We start from the raw sequence: 21,127 nt of genomic DNA on the forward strand, positions 1-21,127 counted from the left end.
GCCGCGCTTGCAAAAAGCAGGCGGTCCCCCTATGCCCCGCAGACAGACCAAGGAGGGGAACATGGGTATCAATTCCGAACGCGACGTCGAAGCGAACCTGCAGATCGGACCGACGGATCAGGGCATGGTGCGCATTTTCGTGGAATCACACGGCACCGAAATCCCGATGGATTTCACCCCCGAAGAGGCAGACGAGATCGCCGCAGAGATCATCGCCGCCGCCAAGGCCGCGTCAAGACGGGGCTGATCACCGCGGATCACGCAGCGCCTGCAGGCGCCGCGCCGCATCGCGGGCGAATTTGCGGATGATGGCCGTGCGGCGGGGGCCGGGCAGCTTGTTTTCAGGGCCCATCCGCACGACCTCTCCCCCATAGGCGTCCGCGATGATCAGGCCGGTCTCTGCGGGCAGCAGCCCGGTCGGAAAATCCGCATCGACCGCCCAGAAGAACCGGTCACACCACTGCAGATAGCCGTCCCACTTGGAATCCGACAGGAAATCGGCGCGGCTCGATTTGCACTCGATCACCCAGATCTCCCCCTTGGGCCCCAGCGCCATCACGTCGACCCGCTTACCGCGTTCCGGCACATATTCCTCCAGCGCACTGAAATTGTAAGAGGCCAGATGACGGCACACGCCCCGCGCCAGCAATTGGCCGGGTGTGAGCGCTGGCAGCGCCGCGGATAATTGTATTTCGCTCATGCCCCAATAATGAACAAAGGATGAACGTGCGCAACCCCTTGTAGCGGGGTCACGCACACCCTAGATTAAGCAGTGGCGGGTTCTGCCCTTCTCGTGAACGGTTGCATTCCGGTGGCCTTAAGCAATTCCGAGGGAGCTGGCTCTGTCCGGGCCTTGGTCCGGTTACCCGGCGCCCACCTGTACATACAGGTCCTCGGGAATGAGAGAACCAAACGGTTGCGTGCGGGCCCGCCACTTTCTTGCAGACAGACGATTCCTTTGGCGCGCAGGCCGTTCTCGCGCGCCTATCCGCCTGCGCGGTGCACAGACGTGATATCGACGTCATACCGACGTGAAACTGACCTTGGAAATTTGATGGAATGAGTGCATATCCGGATATCCCGGATGCAGTGCGCCGCTAGCGGCGCTCTACCCGTTGCGGCCGCCCTGCCGGTCCCCGGCGGCGACCCGGATCGGGATCATCTGCGGCGACGCAGGCAAGACTCGCTGACGGCGTCCACCGCGCGGGCCGTCGTCGTCATCGTCCTTCATGCGCATCACCGCGATGGCAAACTGCACGCCAGCGAAAACGATCCCGTTGGCGACCCACAAGACCAGCAACGCCAGCCAGCCCTTTTCAGAGGTGCTGATGAGATGCCACAGGTTCGCAATATCGAACCACAGCAACATCCCGACGAAAACAGCGGCGATACCAAACCCGATGCAGACATGCGTGATATATAGGCGAATAAGTTTGGGCATTTACGCCCCCTTTGTCATGCGTCCCTACAACAATATAGCGCTCTGGCGCCACCACTCAAGGGCATGCGCGGGGAATGGCCGGTCCAGCTGTCAAAAAGCTTCAGGCTGTGCTTCCCGCGCCATGTGATCGAGCACGGCATTGACAAATTTCGCCTCGCGGCCTTCGGGAAAGAAGCTCTTGGCGACATCCACGAATTCGCTGATCACCACGCGGGGCGGCGCGGATTTTGACACCATTTCAGCACCGGCGGCACGAAACAGCGCGCGCAGCGTCGGGTCGATCCGGGCAATCGGCCACTTGGCCACCAGCGCGCGGTCGGTCATCTGGTCGATTTTCGCCTGCCGGTCCACCGCCACGTCCAGGATCGCGCGAAAGAGGTCCACATCACCGTCGATCATGTCGGTGCCTTCATCGACCTCGGCACCGAAGCGGTGTTCGAGGAACTCGGCATAAACGCCGTCGACATCCTGATTGGAATGTTCCATCTGAAACAGCGCCTGCACCGCATAGAGCCGGGCAGCGGAGCGCATCAGCCGTTTCTTGTTACCGGACAGGGGAACGACGGGATCGGTCATGCGGTGGGTGTATCCTTGGGTGTGCCCGCGATTTGCAGCTCTTCGGTATCGGGCAAAAATCCGACGCCCTTGCGGGGAGCGCCCCATTTACGGGTCAGCGCCACCAGATGCAAGGCCGCCGCCGCAGCCCCTGCCCCCTTGTTCATCGCCTCGGGATCGGCGCGCACCTCAGCCTGTGCGCGGGTCTCGACCGTCAGGATGCCGTTGCCGATGCAATGCCCCTGAAGCCCCAGCAAGGTGATCCCGCGGCTGCTGTCGTTGCACACCGTCTCGTAATGAGTCGTCTCGCCGCGGATGACGCAGCCCAAGGCCACGTAACCGTCGTAGTTGCTCAACCGCCCGGCAAGCGCGATGGCCGTGGGCACTTCCAGCGCGCCGGGCACTTCAACAATATCCCAGGTCGCACCTGTCGCTTCGATTTCGGCCTTGGCCCCTGCGATCAGGTTGTCGGCGATATCGCGATAGAAAGGCGCCACCACGATCAGCAGTTTCACAGGCTTCTCAAACGTTGGGCGCGGCAGAGTATAGTCCGTATCGGCCATGGGTCTATCCTTTGCTCAGGGGACGGGTGCCGGTGATGGTGATACCGTAGGCATCCAGCCCCAGATAGCGCGTGTCGGGACTGTCGGTCAGCAGGATCAGTTCATGTACCCCCATGGTGGACATGATTTGCGCGCCAAGCCCGGTCTGCTTGATCGTGCGCGGCCCATCATCGTCGATCTCGCTGGCGAGTTTGGGCCGCGGCTGGCGAAAGAGAAAGACCGCGCCGCGCCCTTCCTCGGCGACGATCTGCATCGCGCGGGGCAGCTTGCCGCCCGGAGCACCTCCAATGCCCAGCACATCCTCGAGCGCATCGAGCGCGTGTGCGCGCGCCAGAACCGGCCCGCCCGTCGTGATGTCACCCTTGATCAGCACGACATGTTCCGTGCCGCTGATCACGTCGGTGAAAATCCGCATCTCCCATGTGCCGCCAACATGCGACTGGACGGTTTCGCGCCGCGTTTCACGCACCAGATTGTCATGCTTGTGCCGATAAGCGATCAGGTCACTGATCGTGCCGATCTTCATGCCATGTCGCTTGGCGAACTCGATCAGCTCGGGCAAGCGCGACATTGTCCCGTCTTCATTCATGATCTCGCAGATCACGCCCGACGGGTTCAACCCGGCAAGACGCGATACATCGACAGCCGCCTCGGTATGGCCTGCGCGCACCAGCACACCGCCATTGCGCGCCCGCAACGGAAAGACATGGCCCGGCGTCGCAATCGAACTGGCCGTGTTCTGTTCGTTGATCGCGGTCGCCACGGTCAGCGCCCGGTCGGCGGCGGAAATGCCGGTGCTGACGCCTTCGCGTGCCTCGATCGAGACGGTAAAGGCCGTCTCGTGGCGCGAGGAATTGTTTACTGCCATCATCGGCAGGCCCAGTTGCTCTATCCGCTCTGCCGTCATCGGCAGGCAGATCAGGCCACGGCCATGCATCGCCATGAAATTGATCGCGTCAGCATCGGCGAACTCGGCAGGGATCACCAGATCGCCTTCGTTTTCGCGGTCCTCATGATCCACGAGGATATACATCCGCCCGGCCTTCGCTTCGGCGATGATCTCTTCGGTGCTGGAAATCGCATCGCGCAGGTCGGACTCGACCGGTCCGGGTTTCTGGAATGGCGTTGTATCTGTCATGAAGTCTCTCGCGTTTGCGCCTGCAAATAGCGCAGCGCGCCGCTATTGACCAGAGCCGAGTGCCGCGCGCACATGGCGGGTAAAGTCATCGCCGCGCTGTTCGAAATTGTCATATTGGTCAAAGCTGGCTGCGGCGGGTGCCAGCAACACCGTGTCGCCCGGCTGCGCATCGGCGACAGCATGCGCCACGGCAGCTTGCATCGTGGTGCAGACCTTGGCATCGACGCCTTCGAGCTGCACCGCGAAACCTGCCGCTTCGCGGCCGATCACATAGGCGCGCGTGACATGGTGCAGGCCCGGCTGCAGTCCGGCAATGCCGCCGTCCTTCTCAAGCCCGCCACAGATCCAGCGGATGCGCTCGAATGCCAGCAACGCCTTCAAGGCGCTGTCCACATTGGTGGCCTTGCTGTCGTTGACGAACGTGATACCGCCCGCTTCGGCGATGATCTGGCTACGGTGCGGCAGGCCCGGATAGCTGTGCAATGCCGCCTCGATCACCTTGGGCGCCAGCCCGACGCTGCGGCACGCAGCATAAGCCGCACAGGCGTTCTGATGGTTATGCGCGCCCGGCAGCCCCTTGATCGTGCGCAGGTCGATGCTGCCCGCCTGGCGCCCCTTGCGGTATTCGGACAAAAACCCCTTGCGCGCAAAGACCTGCCAGCCCGGCCCGGTCAGCTTGGTCCCCGATGATACCCGGATCACCCGGTCATCCCCCGGCCCCTCGCCCAGTTGTCCGGCCAGAAACCGCCCCTCGGGCTCGTCCACACCGATCACCGCACGATCCGGCCCGCCCTCGGCAAAGAGGCGACGTTTCGCTGCGAAATACCCGCCGAGGCCGCCGTGGCGATCGAGGTGATCGGGGGTGAGGTTGGTGAAAACGGCGATGTCGGGGGTGAGCGCGCGGGCCAGTTCGGTCTGGTAACTGCTGAGTTCCAGCACAACGACGCCGCCATCGCTGGGCGGGTCGAGGTCGAGCACACCGCGCCCGATATTGCCCGCCAGCTGCGCCGGGCGGCCAGCCTCGGTCAGGATGTGGTGGATGAGCGCGGATGTAGTGGATTTACCGTTCGAGCCAGTCACGGCGATCACCCGCGGGACGGTCTCGTATTCCTCCCAGCCCTGGGTGGCGAAGGAGCGGAAGAACAGGCCGATATCGTTATCCACCGGCACGCCAAGTGTCTGGGCTGCCGCGACAATTCGGTTCGGGCTGGGGTAGAGATGCGGGATTCCGGGGCTGACGATCAGGCTGGCCACGCCCTCCAGCGCGCCCTCGCGGGCCAGATCGCGGATCTCGAAATCCTCGGCCTCTGCCGCCACGCGTGCCAGCGCGTTGTCATCCCAGCAAAGCACTTCCGCCCCGCCCGCACGCAGCGCCCGCGCCGCGCTGAGGCCCGAGCGGCCAAGGCCCAGAACGGCGACCAAACGATCCTGAAATCCCACCACCGGTATCATGCCGCACCCCTTGCTCTGCCCTGATGTCCAGAGCTACCCGAGGGCGCGGACGGCGTCCAGAGGCACGCGGTTTCGGGCTGTCGGTATCGTGTCGGTATCACGTCGGTTTTGCATCGGTGCGATCAGTCGGGATTCGCGGGCGGCGGGGTTTGGGATTCGAGCAGGTGGTCGAGGTTTTCGCGGCAAGTTATGGTCTTGGGATGGTCCGGCCCTAGGGTGCGTTCGGCGATCTCCAGCGCCTCACAATAAAGCCCCTCGGCCTCCGCGTGACGGCCCTGCGCCTGAACCGCACCCGCGAGGTTGTTGAGATCGGTGGCATAGCCCGGATGCCCCTCGCCAATCGTTGCGAGATCAATCTTCAGCGCCTCGCGGTAGAGCCCCTCGGCCTCCGCGTGGCGGCCCTGCGCCGCAACCACGAGCGCGAGGTTGTTGAGGTGCGTGGCATAGTCCGGATGCCCCGTGCCAATCGTGGCGCGGTCAATCTCCAGCGCCTCGCGATAGAGACCCTCGGCCTCCGCGTGGCAACCCTGCGCCTGAACCGCATACGCGAGGTTGTTGAGGTCCGTAGCATAACCCGGATGCCCCTCGCCAATCGTTGCGCGATCAATCTCCAACACCTCTCGGTAGAGACCCTCGGCTTCCGCGTGACGGCCCTGCGCCTGAACCACGAGCGCGAGATTGTTGAGGTGAGTGGCATAGGCCGGATGGCCCGCGCCAATGGTCGCGCGAATAATCTTCAACGCCTCGCGGTAAAGCTCCTCGGCCTCCTCATTGCGGTCCTGCGCCGCAACCACGAGCGCGAGGTTGTTGAGACGGGTGGCGTAGTTGGGATGCTCCTCGCCAATCGTGGAGCGGTCGATCCCCAATGCCTCACGGTATATCGGTTCCGCCTCGGAGTTTCGTTCCAAGCGCCAGAGAATAGTTGCCTGCCGATCCAAAGCACGGGAAAGCGCCACATCATCCGCGTTTTGGCGTGCCAAGGCTACCAAATCTTCTGCCATACGTTCAGCGCGTTGATACTCCCCGGCGAGTTGCGAGAAGTCCACCGCGTTATAAAGGCTATCAAATTCTGGGTGAAGCCGCGCAGCCCGCGCGTAATGGGCGGCGGCATCGGCCCAGCGCACTTCGGCCTCTGCGATCTCGCCACGGCCATAGGCGGCGCGGGCAGCTTCCTGCACTTCCATCTCTCGGCGGGCTTCGATTTCGGCAAAAAGATCGTCGGCGATGGAATAGTCGCCTTGCTCAAGCGCGTTGCGGGCCTCGGTCAGGCGGTCGCCGCCGATCTCGTTCCCAGAGCGTTCGAGCAATGCCTCCAGTTCGGTGATGCGTTTTTTGGCCTCCGCCAACGCCGGTTCGGGGTCGGCGATCTGCGATTCGAGTTCAGCGATCCGCGCACGCAGTTGTTGTTTTTCACCTTGAGAGGCTTGGGCCAATTCGGTCACAAGCTCGGATTTCAACTCGCGGCGGATGCGTATGAATTCGGTGACCGTGAGGGCGGGACCGTCTTTTGCCTTTGGCGCGCTAAGGGCTTCGCGGCTTTCCCGCCCCAACTCGACAGTTTCGACCTTGCGAAAGGCCTTGCGGAACGGGGCGAACACAGTCTCGATGATCGCCAGAATTGCCGCGAGGGCGCCCAAAGGAATCGCGTAATCCGACAAAAAGCCAAGAATGGTTTCCAGCATCCAATGCCCCTACAGAATTCCGCAAAGGTACCTGATAAATGCCAAAAGGAAAGCGGCAGACTAGAAGGCACCCGCTGAGGGCGGAGGAGCGGTCGCTGTTACCGCACCTTCAGTGTCGCCAGGCCGATCACCGCGAGGATCAGCGAGATGATCCAGAAGCGGATGACGATCTGCGGCTCGGACCAGCCCTTTTTCTCGTAGTGGTGGTGGATGGGCGCCATCAGGAAGACGCGTTTGCCGGTGCGTTTGAAATAGAGCACCTGGATGATCACCGAAAGCGCCTCGACCACGAACAGCCCGCCGACGATGGCCAGCACGATCTCGTGCTTGGTGGCCACGGCAATCGCGCCCAGCGCGCCGCCCAGGGCCAGGCTGCCGGTGTCGCCCATGAACACCGCCGCGGGCGGGGCATTATACCACAAGAAGCCCAGACCGCCGCCAATGAGACCCGCGACAAAGACCAGGATCTCGCCTGTCCCGGCCACGTAATGCACATCGAGATATTCGGTAAAGTCGACCCGGCCGACCGCGTAGGCGATCGCACCCAGCGTGCCCGCGGCGATCATCACCGGCATGATCGCGAGGCCATCCAGCCCGTCGGTCAGGTTGACCGCATTGGCGGAGCCGACGATCACGATGGTGGCAAAGGGCACGAACAGGAAACCGAGATTGATCAGCGTGTCCTTGAACACCGGCAGGGCCAGTTGGTTCTGCAAGTCTGCAGGGTGATACATCGTCGCCCAATAGGCCGCGATCCCGGCGATGATAAAGCCCAGCCCCAGCCGCAACTTACCCGGCACGCCGGAAATCGTCTGCTTGGACACCTTGGCATAATCATCGGCAAACCCGATGAGGCCGAAGGAAATGGTGACAAAGAGGACCAGCCACACGAAAGGATTGTCGAGCCGCGCCCAGAGCAGTGTGGAGGTCAACAATGCCCCGACGATCAGCAGGCCACCCATCGTCGGCGTGCCGGCCTTGACGAAATGCCCCTCGGGGCCGTCCTCGCGAATGGGCTGGCCCTTGCCCTGGCGTTTGCGCAGCACGTTGATCAGCGGCGGGCCGAACAGAAAGCCGAAGATCAGCGCCGTCATGAACGCGCCACCGGTTCGGAACGTGATATACCTGAACAGGTTGAAGAAATCACCGCCGTCGGAGAGCGCGGTCAGCCAGTAGAACATTCAGTCGTCCCTTGTTTGCGAGCGGCTGTGCCGCCCCGTTTTGCGCAGCGCCTCGGCGATCAGACTGACCTTGCTGCCCTTGGAGCCTTTGACCAGCACCACGTCGCCGGCGTCTATCATGCCTGGCACGTGGGGTACCAGTGCCTCTGCGGTTTCGACCCAATGGCCGCGCAGGGCATTGGGCAGCGCGTCATGAAGCAGCCGCATCCGCGGCCCGACGCAGTGGATACATGCCAGCGCGTCGACATGCGGCAGGCGGGCAATCGCGCGGTGCATTTCGGCCTCGTCCGCGCCCAGTTCCAGCATGTCGCCGAGAATGGCGATGCGGCGGCCCCGGGCCACCCGGCCTACCCCGTCATGCGGCGTGGCGGCGGCCAGCACCTCGAGCGCCGCCGTCATGGATGTGGGGTTGGCATTGAAAGCATCGTCGATCAGCTCGATCGTCCAGCTTTCGTCGCCGGGATCGAGAGAGACGGTCTCGCGCGTGCCGCGCCCGGCGGGCGGTGCCCAGGCCGCCAGATCGGGGGCCGCGACGCCCGAATCCGCCCCCAGCGCCTCGACCGTTGCCAGCACGGCAAGGCCGTTCATCGCGAAATGGCGGCCCGCACTGCCCAGCTTGAACGTGACTGGGGTGCCGCGCAGATCGGCCTGTACGATGGTCTGATCATTGCTGAGCTTTGCAGAAATCAGGTGATACTGGTCGCTCTGCGTGCCAAATGTCACCGTCTGCGCCCCTTGCGCGGCAGCCGCCGCCAGCAGCAGGTGTGCCGTGTCCAGATCGACATTGACGATGGCGGTGCCGCCGGGTTCCAGCCCTTCAAAGATCGCGGCCTTTTCCACCGCGATCCCGTCGATATTGTTGAACGCCTCGAGATGTGCGGCGGCGACGGTGGTGATCAGCGCCACATGCGGGCGTGCCATGCGGCTGAGCGGCGCGATCTCGCCGGGGTGGTTCATGCCGATCTCGATCACGGCAAATTCGGTGTCTGCGGGCATCCGCGCCAGCGTCAGCGGCACACCCCAGTGGTTGTTGTAGCTGGCTTGCGCCGCGTGGGTGCGGCCCTGCGCCGCCAGCACGCCGCGCAGCATCTCTTTGGTCGAGGTCTTGCCGACAGAGCCGGTGACGGCGACGACCCGAGCCTTGGTGCGGGCGCGCGCGGCGCGGCCCAGAGCCTCCAAGCCCGTCAGGACATCCTCGACGATCAGCAAGGGCGCGTCTGGTGCCACGCCCTCGGGGACGCGGCTGACCATTGCGGCGGCAGCGCCCTGCTCCAGCGCCTGCGCCACGAAATCATGCCCGTCGCGCGCCGCCTGAAGGGCGACGAAGAGATCGCCAGGGGCCAGATTGCGGGTGTCGATGGACACGCCACCCGCTTGCCAGTCGCCCGTCACCCGCCCGCCGGTCGCGGCGGCGGCCTCGGCTGCGGTCCACAGGCTCATGCGATGCCTCCATCAAGCGCCGAGACAGCCACGCTGGCTTGCTCGGCATCATCAAAGGGAAGAACATCGTCGCCCACGGTCTGGCCAGTCTCATGGCCTTTGCCCAGCACCAGCAGCGCGTCGCCGGGGCCGAGCGCGTCGACACCCCGCAAGATTGCCTCGGCGCGGTCGCCCACTTCGGTCGCGTCGGGGCATCCTTGCAGGACGGCGGCGCGGATCACGGCGGGGTCTTCGCTGCGCGGGTTGTCATCGGTGACGATCACCAGATCGGCATTCTCGGCGGCGGCACGGCCCATCAGGGGGCGTTTTGCGGTGTCACGGTCGCCGCCCGCGCCGACGATGGCAACGAGGCGCCCCATCACATGCGGGCGCAGCGCGCGAATGGCGGTTTCGACCGCACCGGGCGTATGGGCGTAATCGACAAAAACCGCCGCGCCGTTTTCGCGGGTGGCGGCCAATTGCATACGCCCGCGTACGGTCCGCATGTGCGGCAGGGTTTCGAACACGCGTTCGGGGGCGGCGCCGGTGGCGATCACCAGACCAGCGGCCAGCAGCACGTTCTCGGCCTGAAATCCACCGATGAGCGGCAACGTGCATTGGTATGGCCGACCGTTCCAGGCAAAGCGCATGGTCTGTCCCGTCGCCTCGAACCGCTGCGCCTGCAGGCACAGGTTTGCGCCTTCGGTCCGGCCCACCGTGATCACCTCTTGCCCGCGATCATGGGCGATCAGCGCCATATCCGGCCCGCGCGAATCGTCGATATTGATCACCGCGATCCCGTCATCGGGCAGCACGCGCTCGAAAAGGCCCGCCTTGGCGTTGAAATAGGCGGAAAAGCTGTCGTGATAATCCAGATGATCCTGAGTGAAGTTGGTAAACCCCGCCGCGGCCAGCCGCACCCCGTCCAGACGGCGCTGTTCCAGCCCGTGGCTGGACGCCTCCATTGCGGCGTGATCGACACCTGCGTGGGCGGCCTCGGCCAGAACCCGGTGCAGGGTGATCGGCTCGGGCGTGGTGTGGGCCAGTGGCGCGGCATAATCGCCCTCGACACCGGTGGTGCCCAGATTGATCGCCAGGTGCCCCAGTTCCGACCAGATCTGGCGGGTAAAACTGGCCACGGAGGTCTTGCCGTTGGTGCCGGTCACCGCCACCATCACCTCGGGCTGCACACCAAACCAGAGAGCCGCGGTATAGGCCAGCGTCTGGCGCGGGTCTTGCGCGATCACCAGTGCGGCATCGCTGGCGGCCAGTTCCGTAGCGGCGATGCGCGCACCTTCGCTGTCGGTGAGGATGGCAGAGGCCCCCTGCCGCAGCGCGTATTGGATAAATTCGCCACCATGCACCCGCGTGCCCGGCAATGCGGCAAAGAGCGTGCCGTCCTTCACCTTGCGACTGTCAACGGCCAGCCCGGTGATGCGCGTCTGCGCGCCGCGACCGATGCCGCCCTGCGCGGTCAGCCCAAGCTCCGCCAATGTCTTTTCCTGCGCTGCCGACATCCGTCCGCCACCCTGCGTCAGATCCTGCTTGCTGTGTTTCCGAACGACGAAAACCGGCGGAACAGGCCCGCGCTCCTCTAAAGCTGTGGACGTTCCGCGCGGATTTCGTGAGTCGGAGTCAGCGCAAAACGAGTTAATTCGATGTCAGCGTTATACCAGTCAGCTGGGCGGGTTCAACGCTCGGTCTGAGCCCCAGAAGCGGTGCCACGCGGGTGATGATTTCGGCCGCTACCGGCACGGCTGTCCAGCCTGCGGTGCGGCGCGGTTTGTCGCCCGAAGTCTCGGTCGGCTCGTCCAGTGTGACGACCAGAACATAGCGCGGATCATGGGCCGGAAAGACTGCCGCGAATGTGGCGATCACCTTGTCATCGTAATAGCCGCCCTGCGGTTTTGGCTTGTCAGCCGTGCCGGTCTTGCCGCCGACGGCATAGCCGGGAACTTCGCCAAAGCTGGCAGTGCCCGAGGACACGACGCGGCGCAGCATCCGGCGCGCAGCGGCGGCGGTGGATTCGGACATGACCCGCGTGCCTTCCTGCGGCGCGTCGCGGCGCAGCAATGTCGGCGCGATCATGCGGCCGCCATTGGCGATGGCCGCGTAGCCTGCCGCCAGATGCAGCGGGCTGGACGACAACCCGTGCCCGTAGGAGATGGTGACTGCCGAAAGATCGGTCCAACGCTTGGGCAGCAGTGGCTTGCCACCACTGGCCTCGATGATCTCAAGCGGGGTTGGCTCGAACAACCCCAATGATTTCAGGAAGGTCTGCTGCCGTTCCGGCCCGATCTGAAGCGCGATGCGCCCGGTGCCGCGGTTCGAGCTTTTGACGATGATATCCGAGGTGCTCAGCTTACCATAGTTCTTGTTGTGAAACTCGCCGATGGGAAAGCCGCCGACGCGCATCGGGCCGGATGTGTCGATGATGGTATTCTCGTCGACCAGCCCGAGCTCGATCGCTTGGGCGATTGCGAAAATCTTGAAGGTCGAGCCCAGTTCATACACGCCCTGAACCGCCCGGTTGAAAAGCGGGCTGTCCGCGGCATCGCCCGAGGTCAGGGGGCGCGGCCGGTCGTTCGGGTCAAAATCAGGCAGCGAGGCGATGGCGATGATTTCGCCGGTATGCACATCCATGAGGACGGCTGCCGCCCCCTTGGCGTTCATGATGCTCATGCCACCGGCCAGCACATGTTCGGTCGCCGCCTGCACCGTGAGGTCCAGTGACAGCTCCAACGGGCGGGCCCCGTAGGCCGGATCGCGCAGGCGCTCGTCAAAGTACTTTTCGATGCCCGCAACGCCGATCACCTCGGCGGCGTGAACACCCTCGCGGCCAAAGCCCGCGCCACCCAGAACATGCGCGGCCAGGTTGCCGTTGGGATAGAGCCGCATTTCGCGCGGGCCAAACAGCAGACCCGGTTCGCCGATGTCATGCACCTGCTGTTGCTGTTCGGGGCTGATGACTTTCTTGATCCACAGGAATTTGCGCTTGCCGGTGAAATCCCGAACGAGGCGCGCCTCGTCGAGATCGGGGAAGATCTCGGCCAGTGCGCGCGCGGCGCGCTCGGGTTCGATCATCTGTTGTGGCTGGGCGTAGAGGCTGTGGGTATCGAAATTGGTCGCAAGGATGCGCCCGTGCCGGTCCACGATATCGGCGCGCTGTGCCAGAATCTCGGCCCCCGCCGCGCTGGCGCGTGGCTCTGACGGCTCGGACTGGGCCAGAACGCCCATGCGGCCGCCGATCAGGGCGAAGCCGCAGAAGAACATGACGCCCAGCACCAGAAGCCGCCCTTCGGCCCGGCGGCGCGCGCGGTCGCGCATCTGCTCGTGGCGCAGGCGAATATTCTCGCGCTCGATGGCATCAGGGTTTTCCCCCTTGTCACGGGCCAGCAGGATACGGGCGAGCGGGCGGAGAGGCGTGCGGATCATGGGTCCTGTTCCTGGTCGGAAACGTCGATGGGATTGTCAAAGATCAGCGGCTGATCGGCAGGCGGGAAGGCGACCTGGTCGATCCGGCCAAACTGGTAGGGTTGCAGCGGCATCAGGCCCAGACGTTCGAAATTGATCTCGGCCAGTTCGCGCAGGCGGCTGGGCCGGTTGAGATAGGCCCATTCGGCATTGAGCACGCGCAGCCGCTGACGCGCCAGCGCGATCTGTTCTTCCAGCCTGTCGGCCTGGGACTGGACGTGCTGGGTGCGGTAATTTTCGTGGTAGGCCCAGTAAGCCAGGGCAATCACCGCCAACGCGCTGAGAACATAAAACAGGCTGCGCATCAGCGGTCTCCCTTCAGGAGCGGCATGCCCAGCGCCGCGCGGTCGGTGACACCCGGAGGTGCATCGGTGCGCGTGCCCACCCGCAGCCGTGCCGAACGCGAACGCGGATTGCTCGCCAGTTCGGCCTCGTCTGCCGCGATGGCCTTGCGGCTGTCCTGGATGAATTGCGGCGCAAAACTCTCCAACTCGGGCGCGTGACGACTACCGCCGCCGCCACCTGCGCGGGATTGAAAGAAGCGTTTGACCATGCGGTCCTCGATCGAGTGAAAGGTCACGACTGCCAGCTTTCCGCCGGGACGCAGGGCGCGTTCAGCCGCCTCTAGCCCGCCGATCAGTTCGGCATATTCGTCGTTCACGGCGATGCGGATCGCCTGAAAGCTGCGCGTCGCCGGATGGGCCTGCCCCGGTTTGGCGCGCGGCAGGCATCCTTCGATGATCTCGGCCAGTTGCAGCGTGCTGACGATCGGCACTTCGGCGCGTTTGCGGATGATGGCGCGTGCAATGCGGCGGCTGGCGCGCTCTTCGCCATAGAGAAACAGGATATCGGCCAGTTCACCCTCGTCCACGGAATTGACCAGATCGGCAGCGGTCATGCCATCCTGGCTCATCCGCATGTCGAGCGGCCCATCACGCATGAAGGAAAACCCGCGCCGCGCCTGATCAAGCTGCATCGAAGACACGCCGAGATCGAGCACGACGCCGTCGGCGGCATCGGCAAGTTCGTCCATCTTCGAGAAAACGCCCGGCACCAGCGTCAGCCGGTCACCGAAGGGTGCGGCCCAACTCGCGGCCATCTCGATCGCCAGCGGATCGCGGTCGATACCGGTCACCCGGTCCGCGCCTGCTTCGAGCAGCGCGCGCGCGTAGCCACCCGCACCGAGCGTGCCGTCGATCCAGTGCCCTTTGATCGGGGCACAGGCGGCAATCAGCGGTGCGATGAGTACCGGAACATGGGGGGTATCGGCAGCTTTCCCCATCGCTCAGCCCCCTTCCGGAAGGCTGATAAGCGTGAGGGGATCGAAATCGTCTGGTTGCTCAGCCAGCCATTCGGCTGTCTCCGCCGCCTCGACCTCTTCATAGGTCCGGGCGTTCCATATCTCGAAATACTCGCCCATCGCGACCATCACCGCCTCGCCGTCAAGTCCGATCTGCTGGCGCAGACGCTGGGGCAGCACGATCCGGCCATCCTTGTCCACCTCGGTGTCCCAGGATTTGCCCAGGATCATCCGGCTGGCCTGCTTGCGCTCCACGGAGCCGCGCGGCAGACGGCGAATGCCGGCTTCGATCTCGGCCATGGCGTCAATGGTATAGGCGTGAAGGCAGTTTTTCAGGTGAGGGCCGTGCAGAACCACCATGCGCGGCAGGGGCTCTTCGGGGCAACGCGGGTCACCATCGGCCAGCACAGCGCGAAAATCGGCAGGGATCGACATCCGACCCTTACCGTCAACCTTCTGGTTGAACTCGCCTCTGAAGCTGAGAACCACTGTCCCGGTCGCCTCTCTATCCCCCGATGAAAATACCCCTTAAACAGGAAACGACGGGTTGATCTGCTGCCACTGATCAACCCGCCGCCCTCGTCCCGCTCTTGCGGGGGTGTCCGACTGCGCGCGCCACCTGGGGGGATGTCTGCTCGCCCGCGCGCCGGATCCTTCGTACTTGATGAAGCGGAAGTGCCTGTATGAAACCTGACTTGGGTTGTTTTATTCGGGGTCGTTTGGTGCCCCTTGTTCCCGTCCTCATCGTGTAAACAGGTTTGCCATGGTACTTCATGGAAATCAACGAAAAAATACCCCATAGGCCACTGCATATTGTTTTTGAAGGGTCCGGAAAACAAGATGATGTGGCGCAAATTGCCGCACACACCGCATGACCTAGTGAATGCCACCAAAGTCAGCACTACATGTGGTGAACACCGGCCCAGCCAAATTAGTTCCACATTTTCCCGGAAGATTCACCATTTCAGCAAAAATAATGCGCTGAGATGGCTCAGAATCTGGATTTCGGCCCGGAAAATCCCGGTGGGAGCAGCGAATCCCGGACTGAATCGCATTGATTCGTCGTGAATCTGGCCAGCACCGCCCAAAGCACCGCCTCTTGGCTTCCGAGAAAACCATGCCGATCCCATGAATTCCCAGAAGTTCACGAAAAAGGGCCCCGGCGATACCCGCCGGGGCCCCTGCCCGCCTTGGTTTGCCCAAAGTCAGGCGTTGACGTCGACCACCACGCGGCCGCGCACCTGCCCTTTCAGGATGTCGGCCCCAAGCTGCGGAAGATCGGACAGCGTCGCGGGCTGAACCATCGCTTCCAGCTTATCCATCGGCAGGACCTCGGCGATACGGCTCCAGGCACGCAGACGGCTCTCGTAGGGCTGCATCACGGAATCGATGCCGAGCAGGTTCACCCCCCGCAGAATGAAGGGGGTGATCAGCGCGCCGTCGATCTTGGCTCCGCCGGCCAGCCCGATTGCAGCCACCGAACCGCCATACCTGATCTGCTTGAGCACCCGGCCGAGCATCACGCCCGCCACGGCGTCCACGCAACCACCCCATTGCTCGCTCTCGAGCGGCTTGCGGGTCTCCTCGCTGAACTCTTCGCGCGCAACGATCTGAGTGGCGCCGAGAGACTTGAGATAGTCCGCCTGTTCCGGCCGACCGGTGACGCCGGCCACCTCGTGACCCAGCGCGGCCAAAATCGCCACGGCGACCGAGCCCACGCCGCCGGCGGCACCAGTGACCAACACCGGACCCTCCTTGATCCCGTGATCCTCCAGCGCCTGCACGGCGAGCATCGCGGTGAAACCCGCCGTGCCCACGGCCATCGCCTGGCGCGTGGTCAGACCTTCGGGCAGCGGCACCAGCCAGTCGGCCCTGACCCGCGCCTTCTGCGAATAGCCGCCCCAATGCGCCTCGCCCACGCGCCAACCGGTAAGCACCACCTTGTCGCCGGGCTTGTAGCGGTCATCCTCCGAAGCCTCGACGGTGCCTGCGAAATCGATCCCCGGCACATGGGGGTAGTTCCGTACAAGCCCACCGCCCGGCCCGATGCAAAGCCCGTCTTTGTAATTCACCGTCGAATACTCGACTGCGACAGTCACTTCGCCGTCGGGCAGTTGATCTTCGGAAATCTGCTGTACGGCGGCATGGGTCTTGCCGCTCTCTGCGTCCTTTTCAACAACCAGTGCGTTGAACATGTCGTTCTCCTTTTCTGAGGCTTTCATCTTTCCAAAAATACCGCGGGGTGAGCGTTGAAACCCGGCAGGGTTTCAACGCGAGGGGCTGGCCCCTCGCGCCCCTGACGCACGCGCTCAGGCCCAGAAACCCGGGCGTACCGTCACCACGCGCTCTTCGCCCAGCACATCGGCGCGCAGCACGGTGCCGGCATCCCAGTGGGTCATGCGCACCATACCGATGGCGACATTGGTGCCGAAATCGGGCGACCAGGCCGCCGAAGTGATCTGTCCCACTTGCGCCTCGCCGGCATAGAGCGGCCAGGGCCGGTCGCAGCCGGGCACCGCGTCGCCCGCGATATCAAGGGCTCGGATCTGCTGCACCGGGCCTTCCTTGGCGACGCGCAGCAGCGCATCGCGCCCGATACAGCCGATCGCGGTGTTGGTGTTGCAGAACCGGCCCAGCCCACATTCATGCGGCGTGTTGTCGGCGGTCATGTCGTTGCCATAGCTCAACAGCCCCGACTCGATCCGCTCGATCAGGTTCGGACAGCCCGCGCGCACCTCCAGATCGCGGCCCGCCTCGAACAGCGCGTTCCACAATGGCATGCCGATATCGCCGCCTTCGACATAGATCTCGAACCCGCCCTGCTTGGAATAGCCCGACCGCGCCACGACCATGTCGCGGCCTTCGAAGCTGAAAATTCCGTAGCGAAAGAACCGTATGTTGCGCACTCCATCGCCAAAGACCCGCGCCATCAGCTCGTCGGCCTTGGGGCCCTGCACCCCCAGCGGCGACACGTCCGGCTCAACCACCAGCACATCGAGGCGGTAGCCGCTGGCGATCCCCTTGACCCAAAGCAGCAGATCGCTGTCGGCGATGGAAATCCACCAGCGGTCCTCGGCCAGTTTGACCGCCACTGGGTCGTTCAGCATGCCGCCCGTCTCGTCGACGATCGGCACGTAACAGCATTGGCCCACGGTCATGCCACGCAGGTCGCGGGGCGTGAGCATCTGCATCAGCCGGGCGGCATCCGGGCCGCGCAGTTCCACCTGCCGCTCGCAAGAGACATCCCAGACCTGCACGTGCTTTTTCAGATGGTGATAATCGGCCTGCACGCTCTCGAACACGGTCGGCAGCAGCATACGGTTATAGACCGTGTAGGCCTTGACCCCCTGGGCCTCGACGCCGGCGGAAAAGGGTGTGCGCCTGACCCGGCGCGAGGGTGACAGAAGTGGTGCGGTCATAGGCCGATATCCTCCGGCATCACGAACAGATCGGTGTCGCCCGGGCGCGCGCCCGCGGCGGTCAGCATGGCGTGGATCTGCCCCCGGTGATGGGTCTGGTGGTTGAAGAAATGCGCAATGCACAAGGCAAAGGGCCGGGTCACGTTGCGGCCCAACACACCAGAATGCCAGCTCAGGTCGCCCAGCAGGTCATCGGGGTCGAGCCGGTCGGCCCAGCCGAGGATCTGTCGATCCACCCGCGCACGCTCGGCCTTGAACGCGGCCCAGTCGGTATGCAGCGTGGCACTGCCCGAAAGGCCGCCGCCGGGGGCGGCCCAGCCGTCAAATCGCGACATCCATATCGTGTCGCCCCACAACAGATGGCTGAAAGTGCCCATGATCGAGCCGAAGAACGCGCCACGATCCGCCACGCGCGCGGCGTCATCCAGCGCGTCCGCGGCTTCGACAAGCGAAGCATTCTGCCATTTGTTGTAGCGCGCCATCATCGCGCAGTATGACGGCGAGACGATCATTTGGCGCCACCGCCCCATTCGATCGGGCAAATCTCGGCCGATTTGCCGCCGAAATCCCAGACCCGGCCATGGTCGCGCACCCGGCTCTTGAGCCCCTTGGCGGCAATGATGTCCGGCCCCATCCAGTATTGCGAGTTGGTGATCGTCACCGGCTGATCGGGGCTGGCGCCGTCGATCATCTCGATCTCGCCCTGGATCTTGCGCCCGATGCGGATGCTGCGTTTCTTGCCGTCGCGGACGATCTCGACCGGCTCGCGCGCGACGCCGATGATCTCTGACACCAGCATGGTGAAAAGGCCCGTGGTGCCCCCTGCCGTGCCCGAGAATATCTGGCAGATGCCGTCAAATGCCGCATCGCTTGCACTGTCATCGACATAGAGGGCGACCTTCCAGTTGCCCTCGCCCATGCGGCCCGGAATATCGGCCAGGATTCCCACGTTCACGCCCGAAATATCCTCGCCCTCGAAATGGCCCTCGTCGATCGCAATGGCCATCCAGGCGTGGCAGTATCCTTCGGTCGGGCGATAGGCGCCAAGGCTAACGACGCAGGGGCAGAACACGTCGCACGAACAGTTGAGGAACAGCTCGCCCTTGATGGCCCAGTCCGGCAAACTCGCCCGGTCTTGTTTCGATGTCGCAGCCATGTCTTATCCTCCGGTCAGATGTGGGGCAGCCAGAACGGCCAACCCGCCAAGTATCAGCAGAACGCCCATCGGGCGAGTTACGCGGTGCCCGATCTGCGGCAGTTTCTCGATCACCATGAAAAGCGTGGCGAGGCCCATCCAGGCAAGGTTCATCACCCCGCCGACGAAGCCCAGTGCCATGAAACCCCAGCAACATCCGACGCAGAACGCCCCGAGGCCAAGCCCCATGCGCAATCCGCCGACCGCGCCGGTGCGCCAGTGGCCCAGGAAATACACCATCGGGCTGTGACAGACCCCGTGGCAGGTTTCCTTGACGCGGGTGAACTGGAACGCGCCGACCGCGATCAGCAGACCGCCCGCAAAGAGTGGCGACCTGGCGATGCCCAGCATGTCCACCACCCCGCCATACAGCAGCGCCAGTTGCACACCCGTGATCGCGGCGGCAAAGCCCACCCAGACAGCGAAATACCCGGCCAGCACGCCCAGGCACCCGGCGCGGCTGCCGTTGGCGGATACGATCAGATCCTCGTAGCTGCGCAGCGTCGGCACCAGCGTCGGCAGCATCATCGCCGCCATCATGATCGCCCACATCGCAAAGAGCGGCCCGAAACGCGCCATCGGCATGTCCATCGGCATACGCGGGTCCATTGCCGCCATCGCGGCCCCCTGTGCGCCCGGCCGGCCCAGCAGGTCGAGGTCCATCTGCATCGCCATGGCATACATCAGCCACCACGCAACAAGGATTGCAGCGAAAAACCCGAGCCACGCGAAGCTGCGCAGAGGCGTTGCAAGAAGGGTGCGCACGGCGGCTTTCCTTTGTTGAGTCGCGATTCAGTTCTTGCCCGGAAAATGTCAGACCTTTAAACGTCTGACAAATGAAATCTGACCCCACCTCCAAGCCAGAGCCGAAATCGGACCTCTCGGCGCAGATCGCAAAGGCGATCCGAGACGCGATCATCGAGGGACGCATGATCGTGGACGAGCGTCTGCCATCAGAGGCGGAGCTGGCCGAACAGTTCAACGTATCTCGCCCCACTGTGCGCGAGGCCCTGAAACGGCTGGCGGCGCAATCGCTGATACGCACCCAGCGCGGCGCGTTCGGCGGCGCTTTTGTCAACCGGCTGAGCTATTCAGAAGCCTATGGCCAACAGATCACCACTGCGACGCTGCTGCTGAGCATGAACGATGTCAGCTTTGATGTGGCCTGCGAGGCGCGCTATGCGCTGGAACGCGCCTGTGCGCCGCTGTCGGCGCAACGCTGCACGCCCGATCTGCTGGCCAGCATGCGGGCCGAGATTCACAGGCAGGGGCAGCCGGGTCTCAGCGACGAAGGGTTCTGCGCCTCGGACGTGGCGTTTCACCGGGCGTTGGTGGACGGGGCGGGCAACCCGGTGCTGAGTTATCAACTGGCCGGTGCCATCGAGGCGATGCAGCCGCTGATGAACATGATCACCTTTACCGCCCGGTCACGCGGCGCGATCATCGCACTGCACACCCGCATCGCCGACGCGCTGGAGGCCCACGATGCGACCGCGGCCGACATCGCCTTGCAGGAGCTGGAGCAGTATACCCTGCGGCTTGGGCAGGATGTCATGGCGGCGCGCAACAAGGCGTAACGCCTGTCAGTTGGACGCCGGGAAGTGCTGTGTTTTGCCGTCGCCCAGCACGGTCATCGACATCGGGATATCCCACGGCATCGGATAGATCGTCTTGATCCGGCAATTCGGCGCACCGATGCCGATCACCAGCGGTTTTTTGTCCAAGGCGGCAAGGGTGCGGTCGTAATAGCCGCCGCCATTGCCCAGCCGGTAGCCGGCCTCGTCCACGCCCAGCAACGGCGAGATCACGGTATCGGGTATGGCTTCGGCCCCGTCGGCAGGCACGGGAATATTCCAGATGCCGCGTTCCATCGCGCAGCCCGGTGTCCATTGGCGAAAGATCAGCGGCGCGTTCTTGGTCACCACCACGGGCAACAGGATGCGCGCGCCGGCCTCGTGGGCGCGGGTCATCCAGGCGCGCAGGTCGGGCTCGGAGCGGATCGGCCAATAGACGGCGATGGTGCGGTCGGCCAGATCGGTCAGTGCTTGGTCAAGCTCTGCGGCAATATTGTCCGAAAGCTGCGCGCGGTCCGCGACGGTGCCTTCGTTGCGCAGCGCGTAGAGCCGCGCGCGCTCGGCCTTGCGGAAGCGGTTAACATCACGGGCTGTGTCCGGGTCGATGGCATGGCCGGCCACGATGAGGTGCTGATAACAAGGGTCTTCGCCCGGCCTGTCGTCGTCTGCTCTGTCGTCGGAATGCATCGCCCTGCCGCCTGTCTGATACCTGCTGCAATCAATGCCGGAACGTG

Annotated in this window: 22 protein-coding genes; 2 read left to right on the plus strand and 20 right to left on the minus strand. The window is 64.0% G+C overall.

Features of this window, described 5'->3' with window-relative positions; translation table 11 throughout:
• Positions 1–61 precede the first annotated feature (61 nt).
• The gene (locus O3306_RS08435; RefSeq protein WP_272005670.1) at positions 62–247 is read left to right on the plus strand and encodes a DUF6324 family protein; all 186 of its coding nucleotides are present in this window, start codon (positions 62–64) and stop codon (positions 245–247) included.
• Here the strand turns inward: O3306_RS08435 and O3306_RS08440 are convergent, their stop codons facing one another.
• The 19 genes from O3306_RS08440 to O3306_RS08530 form a co-directional block, all read right to left on the minus strand.
• Positions 248–700, minus strand: a complete 453-nt coding sequence (locus O3306_RS08440) for an MmcB family DNA repair protein (protein WP_272005672.1) — start codon at positions 698–700, stop codon at positions 248–250.
• 408 nt (positions 701–1,108) lie between these two features.
• Positions 1,109–1,441, minus strand: coding sequence for a hypothetical protein (locus O3306_RS08445; RefSeq protein ID WP_272005674.1), 333 nt, complete (start codon positions 1,439–1,441; stop codon positions 1,109–1,111).
• A 90-nt stretch (positions 1,442–1,531) separates the two neighbouring features.
• A complete protein-coding gene (gene nusB / locus O3306_RS08450; protein ID WP_272005676.1) occupies positions 1,532–2,017 on the minus strand; it encodes a transcription antitermination factor NusB in 486 nt (161 codons plus the stop codon).
• Positions 2,014–2,559: a 6,7-dimethyl-8-ribityllumazine synthase gene (locus O3306_RS08455; protein ID WP_272005678.1), complete on the minus strand. Its 546-nt coding sequence runs from the start codon at positions 2,557–2,559 to the stop codon at positions 2,014–2,016. Before O3306_RS08455 ends, nusB begins: the two co-directional genes overlap by 4 nt.
• A 4-nt stretch (positions 2,560–2,563) precedes the next feature.
• A complete protein-coding gene (gene ribB / locus O3306_RS08460; RefSeq protein WP_272005681.1) occupies positions 2,564–3,697 on the minus strand; it encodes a 3,4-dihydroxy-2-butanone-4-phosphate synthase in 1,134 nt (377 codons plus the stop codon).
• A gap of 42 nt (positions 3,698–3,739) precedes the next feature.
• A complete protein-coding gene (gene murD, locus O3306_RS08465; RefSeq protein ID WP_272005684.1) occupies positions 3,740–5,149 on the minus strand; it encodes a UDP-N-acetylmuramoyl-L-alanine--D-glutamate ligase in 1,410 nt (469 codons plus the stop codon).
• 122 nt (positions 5,150–5,271) lie between these two features.
• A complete protein-coding gene (locus tag O3306_RS08470; RefSeq protein WP_272005687.1) occupies positions 5,272–6,831 on the minus strand; it encodes a tetratricopeptide repeat protein in 1,560 nt (519 codons plus the stop codon).
• A 98-nt stretch (positions 6,832–6,929) separates the two neighbouring features.
• Positions 6,930–8,012, minus strand: a complete 1,083-nt coding sequence (mraY, locus tag O3306_RS08475; RefSeq protein ID WP_272005690.1) for a phospho-N-acetylmuramoyl-pentapeptide-transferase — start codon at positions 8,010–8,012, stop codon at positions 6,930–6,932.
• A complete protein-coding gene (locus O3306_RS08480) occupies positions 8,013–9,452 on the minus strand; it encodes a UDP-N-acetylmuramoyl-tripeptide--D-alanyl-D-alanine ligase (RefSeq protein ID WP_272005691.1) in 1,440 nt (479 codons plus the stop codon).
• Positions 9,449–10,948 carry a UDP-N-acetylmuramoyl-L-alanyl-D-glutamate--2,6-diaminopimelate ligase gene (locus tag O3306_RS08485; protein WP_272005693.1) on the minus strand — a complete coding sequence of 500 codons (1,500 nt, stop codon included), beginning with the start codon at positions 10,946–10,948 and terminating at the stop codon, positions 9,449–9,451. Before O3306_RS08485 ends, O3306_RS08480 begins: the two co-directional genes overlap by 4 nt.
• 133 nt (positions 10,949–11,081) lie before the next feature.
• Positions 11,082–12,866 (minus strand): peptidoglycan D,D-transpeptidase FtsI family protein, encoded by a 1,785-nt coding sequence (locus tag O3306_RS08490; RefSeq protein ID WP_272005694.1) that lies wholly within the window; start codon positions 12,864–12,866, stop codon positions 11,082–11,084.
• Complete coding sequence (gene ftsL / locus O3306_RS08495) at positions 12,863–13,210, minus strand: cell division protein FtsL (protein ID WP_272005697.1); 348 nt, start codon at positions 13,208–13,210, stop codon at positions 12,863–12,865. Before ftsL ends, O3306_RS08490 begins: the two co-directional genes overlap by 4 nt.
• Complete coding sequence (rsmH, locus tag O3306_RS08500; RefSeq protein WP_272005700.1) at positions 13,210–14,187, minus strand: 16S rRNA (cytosine(1402)-N(4))-methyltransferase RsmH; 978 nt, start codon at positions 14,185–14,187, stop codon at positions 13,210–13,212. Before rsmH ends, ftsL begins: the two co-directional genes overlap by 1 nt.
• 3 nt (positions 14,188–14,190) lie before the next feature.
• Complete coding sequence (locus O3306_RS08505) at positions 14,191–14,694, minus strand: division/cell wall cluster transcriptional repressor MraZ (protein WP_272005703.1); 504 nt, start codon at positions 14,692–14,694, stop codon at positions 14,191–14,193.
• A 716-nt stretch (positions 14,695–15,410) separates the two neighbouring features.
• A complete protein-coding gene (gene acuI / locus O3306_RS08510) occupies positions 15,411–16,400 on the minus strand; it encodes an acryloyl-CoA reductase (protein WP_272005704.1) in 990 nt (329 codons plus the stop codon).
• A gap of 114 nt (positions 16,401–16,514) precedes the next feature.
• Complete coding sequence (locus O3306_RS08515) at positions 16,515–17,624, minus strand: dimethylsulfoniopropionate demethylase (RefSeq protein WP_272005707.1); 1,110 nt, start codon at positions 17,622–17,624, stop codon at positions 16,515–16,517.
• Entirely contained in the window at positions 17,621–18,136 is a 516-nt protein-coding gene (locus O3306_RS08520) for a DinB family protein (RefSeq protein ID WP_272005709.1), read from the minus strand. Before O3306_RS08520 ends, O3306_RS08515 begins: the two co-directional genes overlap by 4 nt.
• A complete protein-coding gene (locus tag O3306_RS08525; protein WP_272005713.1) occupies positions 18,133–18,780 on the minus strand; it encodes a DUF1326 domain-containing protein in 648 nt (215 codons plus the stop codon). The genes O3306_RS08520 and O3306_RS08525 overlap by 4 nt, the downstream gene beginning before the upstream one ends.
• Positions 18,781–18,783: 3 nt before the next feature.
• Complete coding sequence (locus tag O3306_RS08530) at positions 18,784–19,503, minus strand: DUF2182 domain-containing protein (RefSeq protein WP_442969988.1); 720 nt, start codon at positions 19,501–19,503, stop codon at positions 18,784–18,786.
• 152 nt (positions 19,504–19,655) lie between these two features.
• On the opposite strand from O3306_RS08530, the gene O3306_RS08535 reads away from it, so the two are divergent.
• Positions 19,656–20,396: a FadR/GntR family transcriptional regulator gene (locus tag O3306_RS08535; protein WP_272005717.1), complete on the plus strand. Its 741-nt coding sequence runs from the start codon at positions 19,656–19,658 to the stop codon at positions 20,394–20,396.
• Positions 20,397–20,402: 6 nt separating this feature from the next.
• Here the strand turns inward: O3306_RS08535 and O3306_RS08540 are convergent, their stop codons facing one another.
• Positions 20,403–21,080: a 5-formyltetrahydrofolate cyclo-ligase gene (locus O3306_RS08540; protein WP_272005719.1), complete on the minus strand. Its 678-nt coding sequence runs from the start codon at positions 21,078–21,080 to the stop codon at positions 20,403–20,405.
• Positions 21,081–21,127 lie beyond the last annotated feature (47 nt).

The sequence above is a fragment of the Roseovarius sp. ZX-A-9 genome (assembly GCF_028369135.1).
In the GTDB taxonomy this organism is placed as follows: domain Bacteria; phylum Pseudomonadota; class Alphaproteobacteria; order Rhodobacterales; family Rhodobacteraceae; genus Roseovarius.

Bases quoted from the DNA above. Each gene is read 5' to 3' on its own strand.
- O3306_RS08435 (WP_272005670.1), top strand. From the start codon at position 62: ATGGGTATCAATTCCGAACGCGACGTCGAAGCGAACCTGCAGATCGGA.
- O3306_RS08440 (WP_272005672.1), bottom strand. From the start codon at position 700: ATGAGCGAAATACAATTATCCGCGGCGCTGCCAGCGCTCACACCCGGC.
- O3306_RS08445 (WP_272005674.1), bottom strand. From the start codon at position 1,441: ATGCCCAAACTTATTCGCCTATATATCACGCATGTCTGCATCGGGTTT.
- nusB (WP_272005676.1), bottom strand. From the start codon at position 2,017: ATGACCGATCCCGTCGTTCCCCTGTCCGGTAACAAGAAACGGCTGATG.
- O3306_RS08455 (WP_272005678.1), bottom strand. From the start codon at position 2,559: ATGGCCGATACGGACTATACTCTGCCGCGCCCAACGTTTGAGAAGCCT.
- ribB (WP_272005681.1), bottom strand. From the start codon at position 3,697: ATGACAGATACAACGCCATTCCAGAAACCCGGACCGGTCGAGTCCGAC.
- murD (WP_272005684.1), bottom strand. From the start codon at position 5,149: ATGATACCGGTGGTGGGATTTCAGGATCGTTTGGTCGCCGTTCTGGGC.
- O3306_RS08470 (WP_272005687.1), bottom strand. From the start codon at position 6,831: ATGCTGGAAACCATTCTTGGCTTTTTGTCGGATTACGCGATTCCTTTG.
- mraY (WP_272005690.1), bottom strand. From the start codon at position 8,012: ATGTTCTACTGGCTGACCGCGCTCTCCGACGGCGGTGATTTCTTCAAC.
- O3306_RS08480 (WP_272005691.1), bottom strand. From the start codon at position 9,452: ATGAGCCTGTGGACCGCAGCCGAGGCCGCCGCCGCGACCGGCGGGCGG.
- O3306_RS08485 (WP_272005693.1), bottom strand. From the start codon at position 10,948: ATGTCGGCAGCGCAGGAAAAGACATTGGCGGAGCTTGGGCTGACCGCG.
- O3306_RS08490 (WP_272005694.1), bottom strand. From the start codon at position 12,866: ATGATCCGCACGCCTCTCCGCCCGCTCGCCCGTATCCTGCTGGCCCGT.
- ftsL (WP_272005697.1), bottom strand. From the start codon at position 13,210: ATGCGCAGCCTGTTTTATGTTCTCAGCGCGTTGGCGGTGATTGCCCTG.
- rsmH (WP_272005700.1), bottom strand. From the start codon at position 14,187: ATGGGGAAAGCTGCCGATACCCCCCATGTTCCGGTACTCATCGCACCG.
- acuI (WP_272005704.1), bottom strand. From the start codon at position 16,400: ATGTTCAACGCACTGGTTGTTGAAAAGGACGCAGAGAGCGGCAAGACC.
- O3306_RS08515 (WP_272005707.1), bottom strand. From the start codon at position 17,624: ATGACCGCACCACTTCTGTCACCCTCGCGCCGGGTCAGGCGCACACCC.
- O3306_RS08520 (WP_272005709.1), bottom strand. From the start codon at position 18,136: ATGATCGTCTCGCCGTCATACTGCGCGATGATGGCGCGCTACAACAAA.
- O3306_RS08525 (WP_272005713.1), bottom strand. From the start codon at position 18,780: ATGGCTGCGACATCGAAACAAGACCGGGCGAGTTTGCCGGACTGGGCC.
- O3306_RS08530 (WP_442969988.1), bottom strand. From the start codon at position 19,503: ATGTATGCCATGGCGATGCAGATGGACCTCGACCTGCTGGGCCGGCCG.
- O3306_RS08535 (WP_272005717.1), top strand. From the start codon at position 19,656: ATGAAATCTGACCCCACCTCCAAGCCAGAGCCGAAATCGGACCTCTCG.
- O3306_RS08540 (WP_272005719.1), bottom strand. From the start codon at position 21,080: ATGCATTCCGACGACAGAGCAGACGACGACAGGCCGGGCGAAGACCCT.